Consider the following 9,601-nt stretch of genomic DNA (forward strand, 5'->3'; position numbering starts at 1 on the left):
AGGCGCTGATCGACCCGCACACGCCGCCGCTCGAACTGGCCAACCCGCTGTCGGCCGAACTGGCCGTCATGCGTACCAGCCTGTGGCCAGGCCTGCTGCATGCCTACGCCCACAACGTCAACCGTCAGGCGACGCGGGTGCGACTGTTCGAGACCGGCCTGCGTTTCCTGAACGCTGACGACGGCCTGCGCCAGGACATGATGCTGGCCGGCCTGATCGGTGGCCTGCGCCATCCCGAGCAGTGGGCACTGACCGAGGAGTCCGTCGATTTCTTCGATCTCAAGGGCGACGTCGAGGCACTGCTGACTTTGACCGGCTGCGCGGACGCCTTCAGCTTTGTCGCCGCCGAGCACCCGGCACTGCACCCCGGCCAGAGCGCCCGCCTGCTGCGCGACGGCCAGCCGGTGGGCTGGCTCGGACGCCTGCATCCCAAGATCGAAGCCGACCTGAAGCTCATGCCGGCGCTGGTGTTCGAAATCGAGCTGACCGCCCTGACCGACGCCGACACGCCGGTCTACCGCGAGGTATCGCGGTTCCCGACCGTGCGGCGCGACCTGGCGGTGCTGGTACCGCAGGACGTCAGCGGCGCCGATCTGCTGGCCACCGCGCGCGGCGCGTGTACCCAGGCGCCGGTTCAGGATCTGCTGCTGTTTGACGTTTACCTGGGCGCGGGCGTGCCGGCAGGCTACAAAAGCATTGCCCTTGGCCTTACCCTGTCGGCCACCGAGCGCACCCTGACCGATGCCGAGGTGGACCAGCTGATGGCGCGTCTGCTGCAGGCACTGGTCGATACCCACCAGGCACAGTTGCGAGGTTGACATGAACGGCACCCTGACCAAGGCCGAGATGGCGCAGTTGCTGTGCAGCGAACTGGGGGTCAACAAGCGCGAGGCGCGACAGATCGTCGAGTCGTTTTTCGATCACATGCGCGCGGCGCTGGGGCGCGGCGAGGGCGTCAAGCTGTCCGGTTTCGGCAACTTCAACCTGCGTCAAAAGAACCAGCGCCCAGGCCGCAATCCAAAGACCGGCGAGGAAATACCTATCACGGCGCGCCGTGTGGTAACGTTCAAACCCGGCCAACAGCTCAAACGCCGCGTCGACACACATGCTGGAGCCGTCACAGAATGACCAGCTGCCGCCGATACCCGGAAAACGCTATTTCGGGATCGGCGAGGTCAGCGAGTTGTGCGGCGTCAAACCGCACGTGCTGCGCTATTGGGAACAGGAATTCCCGGAGCTGGCGCCGGCAAAACGCACCGGCAATCGGCGGTATTATCAGCGCCAGGACGTAATCCTGATCCGCCAGATTCGCAGCCTGTTGTACGATCAGGGGTTCACCATCAGCGGCGCGCGCCAGCAACTGGGTGGTGAAACCGGGCGTCAGGATGCCGACCGCACGACGCAGCTGGTGCGCCAGATGCGACAGGAGCTGGAAGAGGTCCTGGCCATTTTGAAAGCGTGATGCGCAAAATCGCATCAAAACATGATTTCGGGGCGTGGCGCAGCCTGGTAGCGCACTTGACTGGGGGTCAAGTGGTCGGAGGTTCAAATCCTCTCGTCCCGACCAATACGACGCGGGGCAATCTCCCATCGGAGATTGCCCCGTTTTTCCGTAGACCCGGCGCCCAGGCGCACCCATGAACACACCGTTCCGCGGCGATATCGGCGCGGCGCAACGCGCTGCCGGTATCGGCATGACCTCGCAGCGCACCCGTGACCGGCTGATCGAGACGCTGGCCGAACTGGCGCCCCTCGATCCGCGTGTACTGGACGTCATGCGCCACGTGCCGCGGCACCTGTTCGTGGATGAAGCACTCTCCAGCCGCGCCTACGACAACGTGTCCCTGCCCATCGGCCACGGTCAGACCATCTCACAGCCCCTGACCGTCGCGCAGATGACCAGCGCCCTGCTGGAAGGTCCGCCGATGCGGCGGGTGCTGGAAATCGGCACTGGCTGCGGCTACCAGACCGCCGTGCTGGCAGCGCTGATACCGGAAGTGGTCAGCATCGAACGCATCGGCGCCCTGGCCGCCCACGCGCGACGCGTATTGCGCGACCTTCGCATCCGCAATGTCGCGCTGGTGGTCGGTGACGGCAGCCGCGGCCTGGCCGACAAAGGTCCCTACGACGGCATCCTCATGACGGCCGCCGCCGCCTCCCTGTCGCCGGCGCTGTTCGAGCAGCTGGCCGACGGCGGACGACTGATCGCCCCGGTCGGCAGCAAGGAACAGGCGCTTCGGCGCTTTACCCGCACCGCCACCGGTGTGCACGAGGAACTGCTGGGTGCAGCGCATTTCGTGCCGCTGCGACACGGTCGCAGCTGAGGCCCGCGCGCCGGCCCAGGCGTCCTTCCCCGGCTTGCTGTTCATCGGCCTGCTGGTGGTGGTGCTCGCCATCTCGGGCTGCGCCAGCCGGCCGTCGGCCACCGCGCGCGGTGTATCGGCGTCCTCCGCAGCCAGCGGCGAATACCGCGTGCAGCGTGGCGACACACTGGCCTCCATCGCCCGCCGGCATGGCACCGACTACCCCACCCTGGCCCGCCTGAACGGCCTGCGACCGCCCTACACCATCTACCCGGGCCAACGGCTGCGCCTGCCCGGGGGCTCCGCTGCCCCGCCCGCCACGCCCATCGCCGACTGGCGCTGGCCCACTGCAGGAACAACCGTGCGTGGCTTTTCGGCGTCCCATGGCGGCAACAAGGGCCTCGACATCTCCGGGCGCATCGGTCAGCCGGTACGTGCCGCTGCGGCGGGCACCGTCGTGTACGCCGGCAACGGCCTGCGCCAGTACGGCAACCTGCTGATCGTCAAGCACAACGCCGACTACCTGAGCGCCTACGGCCATCTGCAACAGATCAACGTGACCGAGGGCAGCACCGTGACAGCCGGCCAGACCATCGCCAGCATGGGCAGCCCCGGGGACGGACGCGGCATGCTGCATTTCGAGATCCGCTACCGCGGCACGCCCATCGACCCGGCCCGGCTGGTGAAACCGCCGGGCGGCTGACACGGGGATATGCTGGACACCCTGCACAGTCGCCACTTACCGCCCCTACATCCATGCCCCACCGTTCCCTACCGCCCATCAGCGAGCGCACGCTCGGCCACTACGACCGCCACGCGCAGGCGTTCTGGGAAGGCACGCGCGATCACGACGTCAGCCAGAACCGCGACGCGCTGCTTCGGCACATCCGGGGCGAACCGCCGTTCACGGTGCTGGATTTCGGCTGCGGGCCGGGCCGCGACCTGATCGCCTTTCGCGCCCTCGGACACCACGCGATCGGCCTGGACGGATCGGCGCAGTTCTGCGCCATGGCGCGGGCCCACTCAGGCTGCGAGGTGTGGCAGCAGGACTTTCTGCACCTGGAACTGCCGCCCGAACATTTCGACGGCGTGTTCGCCAACGCGTCGCTGTTCCACGTACCCAGCGCCGACCTGCCGGCGGTGCTGCAGGCCCTGTTCGCCACCCTCAAGCCGGGCGGCGTGCTGTTCGCCAGCAACCCGCGCGGTAACGACGAGGAAGGCTGGCAGGGCGAGCGTTACGGCGCTTTTCACACCCTGGACAGCTGGCGGGCGTACGTGAGCGCCGCCGGCTTCGAGGAACTCGAGCACTACTATCGACCCGCCGGCCAGCCACGCCACCTGCAACCGTGGCTGGCCACCGTCTGGCGCCGACCCGAAGGAGGAGTTTCCAAATGAAGATCGATTGCTTCACCCACGTCATGCCGACGCGTTTCTACACCGCGCTCAAGCAGAAGATGACGGGGCCGGACTACCTCGGCGGCCTGCTCGAATCCATGCCGCAGCTGGTCGATCTGCCGGCGCGTCTGGCCGTCATGGACCGTCACGGCGTGGACGCGCAGGTGATCACGCTGTCCTCGCCGCCGATCGAGATCGCCATGGGCGACCCGCCCACCGCGGCCGACCTGGCGCGCCTGGCCAACGACGAGATCGTTGCCATGGCGGCGCAGCATCCCGGGCGCTTCATCCCGGTCGGCACGGTGGCCATGAACGACCCGGCACACATGGCCCGCGAGGCCGAGCGCTGCCTGACCGAACTGGGCATGAAGGGCGTGCTCATCTATTCCTCGGCCGCCGGCGTACCGCTCGACCGGCCGGAGTTCCGGGATTTCTTCGCCGTCATGGCGCGGCACGACTACCCCGTCTGGCTGCACCCGGCGCGCGGCGGCAACCAGCCCGACTACCGCGGCGAGGATCACTCGAAGTACTGGATCTGGCAGGTGTTCGGCTGGCCCTACGAGACCACCGCCGCCATGACGCGCCTGGTGTTCGACGGCCTGTTCGACCGCCACCCGGACATCAAGATCATCACCCACCACGCGGCGGCCATGGCGCCCGCCTTCTCCGCCCGCATCGACGCCATCTACGGCAAGCCGAACATGCCGGAAATCCGCGCCGCGGCCGAAAAGCTGGCGCGCCCGGCCAACGAGTACTTTCGTCTCTTCTACGGCGACACGGCCCTGATGGGCGCGGTCGGCGGCTTGGCGGCGGCGTACGAGTTCCTTGGTGCCGAGCGGCTGCTGTTCGGCACCGACGCGCCGTTCGACGGCAGCGGCGGCGAGGATTTCACCCGCGACACGCTGTTCAGCATCGCCGCACTGGCCGTGCCGCCGGCACAGAAGGAAGCGATGCTGTCCGGCAACGCCCGGCGGTTGATGAAACTGGATGGGTGAAGGCGTCCGGCTGCCGGCGGCGTTACAGGCGCACGCCCTGCCCTGCCGGCACTGGGACGAAGCCACCGTTCATCGGCGCCTGACGGCCGACCCGGCCGGCTACCTGGCCTTCGCGCGTCGGTATCTGGCGGACCTCGCCGCCGGGCGGGCGCAGCTGCAGATGCCGCCCAAGCGGGTGCTGGACGATCCGGACGGTGGCGACTTCCGGCTCATGCCGTGCGTGGTGCGCCGCGGGCAGGACGCGCTCAAGACCGTAAAGATCGTCGGCACCAACCGCGCGCAACGCCGGCTGCCGGGACAGATCACGGTCGGCGAGCTGCTGGTGCTCGACGCCGCCGAACAGTACGTCACCGACCGCCTGGAGGCCTGCCTGCTGTCGTCCGCCCGCACCGGCCTGGTGGCCGCGCTGGCGCTGGCGGCACTGGCGCCGCAGGCCCGCCGCATCGGCATCGTCGGCACCGGCCGGGTGGGTTACTACGCGGCGATTTACTGCGCCGCCGCGCGGACGCTGGAACGCATCGAACTGGTCGATGCCAACACCGCGCGCGCTGCGGAAACGGCGCGGGCACTGTGCGACGCGGGGCTGCCGTGCCGGGTCGCGCCACGGACCGATCCGGCCTGCGACGCCTGGCTGCTGGCCACCACCAGCGCGCGGGCCTTCTGCGCCCCGCCGCCGTCCGCACCGCCTGTGGTACTGAGCCTTGGCGCCGACGCCGCCGGCCAGCGGGAACTCACCGATGCGTGGGCCGGCCGCGCCGCGCTGTGGGTGGATTCCGCCGATGCGCTGAACTACGGCGACCTGCGCGCCTGGCGGGCGCGCGGGCTGATCGACGGCACCGCACCGCCCGACCTGCTGGCGCTGCTCGCGCAGCCACCGGCCGCCGCGCCGGGCGCGTGGCGCCTGTTCATCAGCACCGGCTGCGCGCTGTACGACAACCTGACCGCCGCCTACCTGCTCGGCGGCGGCTGACGCCGGCCTACTCCCAGCGCCGGCGCAGCACCTTCTTGTCGAACTTGCCGACCGACGTGCGCGGAATGGCGTCGATCAGGTGGATGTCGTCGGCATACGGAATCTGCCACTTGGCGAAATCGCCGTTGCTGCCCAGGAAGGTCTGCACGGCCTCCGGGGCCAGTTCGCCCTCGCGGCCCGGCCGCGGCACCAGGAAGGCCACCGGCCGCTCGTCCCATTTCGGGTCCGGGCGCGCCACCACGGCCGCCTCGGCCACCGCCGGATGGGCCATCAGCGCGTTTTCCATGTCCACGCTGGAGATCCACTCGCCACCGGACTTGATCAGGTCCTTCACCCGGTCGGCGATGCGCATGTAGCCGTCGGCGTCCAGCGCCGCCACATCGCCGGTCTTGAACCAGCCGTCGGGCGTGAAGGACTTGCCCGAGCCTTCCATCTTGAAATAGTTGCTGATCACCCACGGCCCGCGCACCACCAGCTCGCCGACGCTTTGACCGTCGTTGGGCAGGATTTCGCCGTCCGGGCCCTCGATGCGCATCTCGATACCCGGCACCGGAATGCCGGCCTTCAGGCGCGCGGCGTATTTCTCTTCGGCGCTGGCGTCACGCATGCTCCGCTTCAGGCGCGACACGGTGCCCAGCGGCGACAGCTCGGTCATGCCCCACAGCTGCACGATGGGCACGCCGTAGCGCTCGTCGAAGGCGCGCATCAGCGCCGCCGGCACCGCCGAGCCGCCGCAGGCCACGCGCTGCAGGGCGCCCAGGTCGCCACCGTGCTCCTGCAGGTACTGGTCCACCATCATCCAGATGGTCGGCACGCCGGCGGCGAAGGTCACGCCCTCGCCGCGGATCAGCTCCACCACGTCGGCGGCCTGTGGGTTGCGCCCCGGGAACACCAGCTTGCCACCGAACATGACGCCGGCGAACGGCAGCCCCCAGGCGTTGACGTGGAACATGGGCACGAACACCAGCGCGCTGTCCTGCTGCGACAGGCCCATCACGTCGGCCATGCCGATGGCCATGGTGTGCAGGTACAACCCGCGGTGGCTGTAGAGCGCGCCCTTGGGGTTGCCGGTGGTGCCCGAGGTGTAGCAGATGGCGCAGGCGGTGTTCTCGTCCAGCTCCGGCAGCTCGGTCACCGGCGTGCCGGAAGCCAGGAAATCCTCGTACTCGGTCTCGCCGCGCAGGCCGAAGGTCTCATTGCCGCCCTCGCGCATCACCACGAAGCGCTCGACCCCCTTGCAGTGCTCCTGCAGCGGCACCAGCTGGTCGGCCAGCGACTCGTCGACGAAGATCATCTGGTCTTCGGCGTGATTGACCAGGTACGTCAGCTGGTCGGTCGACAGGCGGATGTTCAGCGTGTGCAGCACCGCGCCCAGGCACGGCACCGCGAAGTACAGCTCCAGGTGCTGGTAGCGGTTCCAGGCGAAGGTAGCGACACGGTCGCCGGGCTTCACGCCGGCGGCCTTCAGGGCCCCCATCAGGCGCAGCACCCGGTCGTAGAACTCGCCGTAGGTGTAGCGGTGCACCCCCCCGGGTTCGCGGGTGACGATCTCACCGTCGGCGAACAGATCCTTCGCCCGCTTGAGAATTGACGTGAGCGTCAGCGGGTAGTTCATCATCAGGCCTTGCATCGTCTTCTCCTCTGGCCGGGCCTTGTCGTCGGGACGGGTGTGCCGCGGACGGCCGGCAAAGCTTAACCGCCGGTAAGGTGTCCGCCAAGACGCGTCAGCCGCCAGCCTTCTGCAGACGTTCGAGATCGGCCACCACCTCGGCCGCGTGGGTCTTGGGATCGACGTCCAGGTAACGCTGGGCGACACGCCCCTGGGGGTCGATGATGTAGGTGTGACGCTTGGCCAGCTTCATCACCATCAGGTCGCGCAGCGCACCGTAGGACGCCGCCACGGCGCCGCCCACGTCCGCCAGCAGCGGGAACGGCAGGCTGTGCTTTTCGGCAAACTCGGCATGCGAGGCGACGCTGTCCACGCTGACGCCGACCACCTCCGCACCCAGCGCGCGGATGCGCACGATGTCGTCGCGGAAATTGCAGGCCTCGGTGGTGCAGCCGGGCGTGTCGTCCTTGGGGTAGAAGTACAGCACCAGCCAGCGGCCGGCGTAGTCGGCCAGGGCGTGCGTCTTGCCGGCCTGGTCCGGCAGGCTGAAGGCCGGCGCCGGGGCGCCGATTTCGGGCGACTCGGCGGCCGCGACAAGGGCCGGCGCAACAAGCAGAAACAGGGCGGTCAGCAGGCGTTTCATGGTGCCTCCGATGGGGGTGGCGGGGCCGGTTATGATGACCGGCACAGCATACCCCCAGCGCAGGAGGAGTCCGCCATGCGTTACGCCGCCCCCGGCACCGAAGGTGCCAAGGTCAGCCTCAAGTCCCGTTACGCCAACTTCATCGGTGGCCAGTGGCTGCCGCCGGCGTCGGGCGAGTACTTCGACAACATCACGCCGGTCACCGGCAAGACCTACTGCGAAATTCCCCGCTCCAACGCACAGGACATCGAGCGCGCGCTGGACGCCGCCCACGCCGCCAGGACCGCCTGGGGCAAGACCGCCCCCGCCGAGCGCGCGGCGCTGCTGCTGAAGATCGCCGACCGCATGGAGCAGAACCTCGAAGCGCTGGCGGTGGCCGAGACCTGGGACAACGGCAAGCCCATCCGCGAGAGCCTGGCCGCCGACCTGCCGCTGGCGGTGGACCACTGGCGCTACTTCGCCGGCGTGCTGCGCGCGCAGGAAGGCGCCCTGTCGCAGATCGACGCCGACACCGTGGCCTACCACTTTCACGAGCCGCTGGGCGTGGTGGGGCAGATCATCCCGTGGAACTTCCCGCTGCTGATGGCCACGTGGAAGCTGGCCCCGGCGCTGGCCGCCGGCAACTGCGTGGTGCTCAAGCCCGCCGAACAGACGCCGGTGTCGATTCTGGTGCTGATGGAACTGCTGCAGGACCTGCTGCCACCGGGCGTGATCAACGTGGTCAACGGCTTTGGCGTGGAGGCCGGCAAGCCGCTGGCGTCGAGCCCGCGCATCGCCAAGATCGCCTTTACCGGCGAGACCACCACCGGGCGGCTGATCATGCAGTACGCGTCCGCCAACCTGATTCCGGTGACGCTGGAGCTGGGTGGCAAGTCGCCCAACATCTTCTTTGACGACGTCGGCGCCCGCGACGATGCCTTCTTCGACAAGGCGCTCGAAGGCTTCGCCATGTTCGCGCTCAACCAGGGCGAGGTCTGCACCTGCCCGTCGCGCGCGCTGATCCAGGAATCGCTCTACGACCGCTTCATGGAACGGGCACTGAAGCGCGTGGCCGCCATCCGCGGCGGCGACCCGCTGGACACCGACACCATGGTCGGCGCCCAGTCCTCGCCCGAGCAGCTGGAGAAGATCCTCTCCTACATCGCCATCGGCAAACAGGAGGGCGCGCAGCTGCTGGCCGGCGGCGCGCAGCGCGCGCTGGACGGGGATCTCGCCGGCGGCTATTACGTGGAGCCGACCGTGTTCCAGGGCCACAACCGCATGCGGATCTTCCAGGAGGAAATCTTCGGCCCGGTGGTGTCCGTCGCCACCTTCAAGGACGAGGAAGAAGCGCTGTCCATCGCCAACGACACGCTGTACGGCCTGGGCGCCGCCGTGTGGTCGCGCGAGCAGAACGTCTGCCACCGCATGGCGCGCGCCATCCAGTCCGGCCGCGTATGGGTCAACGCCTACCACCTGTACCCGGCGCACGCGGCGTTTGGCGGCTACAAGCAGTCCGGCATCGGCCGCGAATGCCACAAGATGATGCTGGCCCACTACCAGCAGACCAAGAACGTGCTGGTCAGCTACGGCGAGCAGGCGCTGGGTTTCTTCTGACAGATGCTGAAACACTCCATCCCTGGACTTTTTCAGCTCGCAGCGACGCGGGCCAAGCCCGCGCCGTGCTCCATGAATCGATGGCAGATC

At 68.6% G+C, this 9,601-nt stretch carries 10 protein-coding genes, 1 tRNA gene and 1 pseudogene; 10 read left to right on the top strand and 2 right to left on the bottom strand.

What is annotated here, in order from left to right; all coding sequences use genetic code 11:
- From ABYX71_RS08060 to ABYX71_RS08100, 9 genes and pseudogenes are all read left to right on the top strand, one after another.
- Positions 1-818: pseudogene (locus tag ABYX71_RS08060) on the top strand (phenylalanine--tRNA ligase subunit beta); the annotation flags it as partial.
- A gap of 1 nt (position 819) precedes the next feature.
- Positions 820-1,128 (top strand): integration host factor subunit alpha, encoded by a 309-nt coding sequence (locus ABYX71_RS08065; RefSeq protein WP_372695986.1) that lies wholly within the window; start codon positions 820-822, stop codon positions 1,126-1,128.
- Entirely contained in the window at positions 1,106-1,462 is a 357-nt protein-coding gene (locus ABYX71_RS08070) for a MerR family transcriptional regulator (RefSeq protein ID WP_372695987.1), read from the top strand. Before ABYX71_RS08065 ends, ABYX71_RS08070 begins: the two co-directional genes overlap by 23 nt.
- Before the next feature lie 28 nt (positions 1,463-1,490).
- A tRNA-Pro gene (locus tag ABYX71_RS08075) sits at positions 1,491-1,567 on the top strand.
- Between the two features lie 70 nt (positions 1,568-1,637).
- A complete protein-coding gene (locus tag ABYX71_RS08080; protein ID WP_372695988.1) occupies positions 1,638-2,324 on the top strand; it encodes a protein-L-isoaspartate(D-aspartate) O-methyltransferase in 687 nt (228 codons plus the stop codon).
- Complete coding sequence (locus ABYX71_RS08085) at positions 2,284-3,006, top strand: peptidoglycan DD-metalloendopeptidase family protein (RefSeq protein WP_372695989.1); 723 nt, start codon at positions 2,284-2,286, stop codon at positions 3,004-3,006. The genes ABYX71_RS08080 and ABYX71_RS08085 overlap by 41 nt, the downstream gene beginning before the upstream one ends.
- A 53-nt stretch (positions 3,007-3,059) precedes the next feature.
- Positions 3,060-3,698: a class I SAM-dependent methyltransferase gene (locus ABYX71_RS08090; protein ID WP_372695990.1), complete on the top strand. Its 639-nt coding sequence runs from the start codon at positions 3,060-3,062 to the stop codon at positions 3,696-3,698.
- Complete coding sequence (locus ABYX71_RS08095; RefSeq protein ID WP_372695991.1) at positions 3,695-4,693, top strand: amidohydrolase family protein; 999 nt, start codon at positions 3,695-3,697, stop codon at positions 4,691-4,693. The genes ABYX71_RS08090 and ABYX71_RS08095 overlap by 4 nt, the downstream gene beginning before the upstream one ends.
- Positions 4,686-5,663, top strand: a complete 978-nt coding sequence (locus ABYX71_RS08100; RefSeq protein ID WP_372695992.1) for a hypothetical protein — start codon at positions 4,686-4,688, stop codon at positions 5,661-5,663. The genes ABYX71_RS08095 and ABYX71_RS08100 overlap by 8 nt, the downstream gene beginning before the upstream one ends.
- 7 nt (positions 5,664-5,670) lie before the next feature.
- On the opposite strand, the gene ABYX71_RS08105 is transcribed toward ABYX71_RS08100, so the two are convergent.
- Both ABYX71_RS08105 and ABYX71_RS08110 read right to left on the bottom strand, forming a co-directional pair.
- Positions 5,671-7,293: a long-chain fatty acid--CoA ligase gene (locus ABYX71_RS08105; RefSeq protein WP_372695993.1), complete on the bottom strand. Its 1,623-nt coding sequence runs from the start codon at positions 7,291-7,293 to the stop codon at positions 5,671-5,673.
- A gap of 94 nt (positions 7,294-7,387) precedes the next feature.
- Positions 7,388-7,915, bottom strand: coding sequence for a peroxiredoxin (locus ABYX71_RS08110; protein WP_372695994.1), 528 nt, complete (start codon positions 7,913-7,915; stop codon positions 7,388-7,390).
- A 75-nt stretch (positions 7,916-7,990) separates the two neighbouring features.
- On the opposite strand from ABYX71_RS08110, the gene adh reads away from it, so the two are divergent.
- Entirely contained in the window at positions 7,991-9,511 is a 1,521-nt protein-coding gene (gene adh, locus ABYX71_RS08115; RefSeq protein ID WP_372695995.1) for an aldehyde dehydrogenase, read from the top strand.
- Positions 9,512-9,601: the final 90 nt, after the last annotated feature.

Origin of the sequence: Immundisolibacter sp. (assembly GCF_041625615.1) — a bacterium.
GTDB lineage: Bacteria > Pseudomonadota > Gammaproteobacteria > Immundisolibacterales > Immundisolibacteraceae > Immundisolibacter.

Excerpts from the sequence above, each read along its gene's own strand:
- ABYX71_RS08065 (WP_372695986.1), top strand. The coding sequence starts at position 820 with ATGAACGGCACCCTGACCAAGGCCGAGATGGCGCAGTTGCTGTGCAGC.
- ABYX71_RS08070 (WP_372695987.1), top strand. The coding sequence starts at position 1,106 with ATGCTGGAGCCGTCACAGAATGACCAGCTGCCGCCGATACCCGGAAAA.
- ABYX71_RS08080 (WP_372695988.1), top strand. The coding sequence starts at position 1,638 with ATGAACACACCGTTCCGCGGCGATATCGGCGCGGCGCAACGCGCTGCC.
- ABYX71_RS08090 (WP_372695990.1), top strand. The coding sequence starts at position 3,060 with ATGCCCCACCGTTCCCTACCGCCCATCAGCGAGCGCACGCTCGGCCAC.
- ABYX71_RS08095 (WP_372695991.1), top strand. The coding sequence starts at position 3,695 with ATGAAGATCGATTGCTTCACCCACGTCATGCCGACGCGTTTCTACACC.
- ABYX71_RS08100 (WP_372695992.1), top strand. The coding sequence starts at position 4,686 with ATGGGTGAAGGCGTCCGGCTGCCGGCGGCGTTACAGGCGCACGCCCTG.
- ABYX71_RS08105 (WP_372695993.1), bottom strand. The coding sequence starts at position 7,293 with ATGCAAGGCCTGATGATGAACTACCCGCTGACGCTCACGTCAATTCTC.
- ABYX71_RS08110 (WP_372695994.1), bottom strand. The coding sequence starts at position 7,915 with ATGAAACGCCTGCTGACCGCCCTGTTTCTGCTTGTTGCGCCGGCCCTT.
- adh (WP_372695995.1), top strand. The coding sequence starts at position 7,991 with ATGCGTTACGCCGCCCCCGGCACCGAAGGTGCCAAGGTCAGCCTCAAG.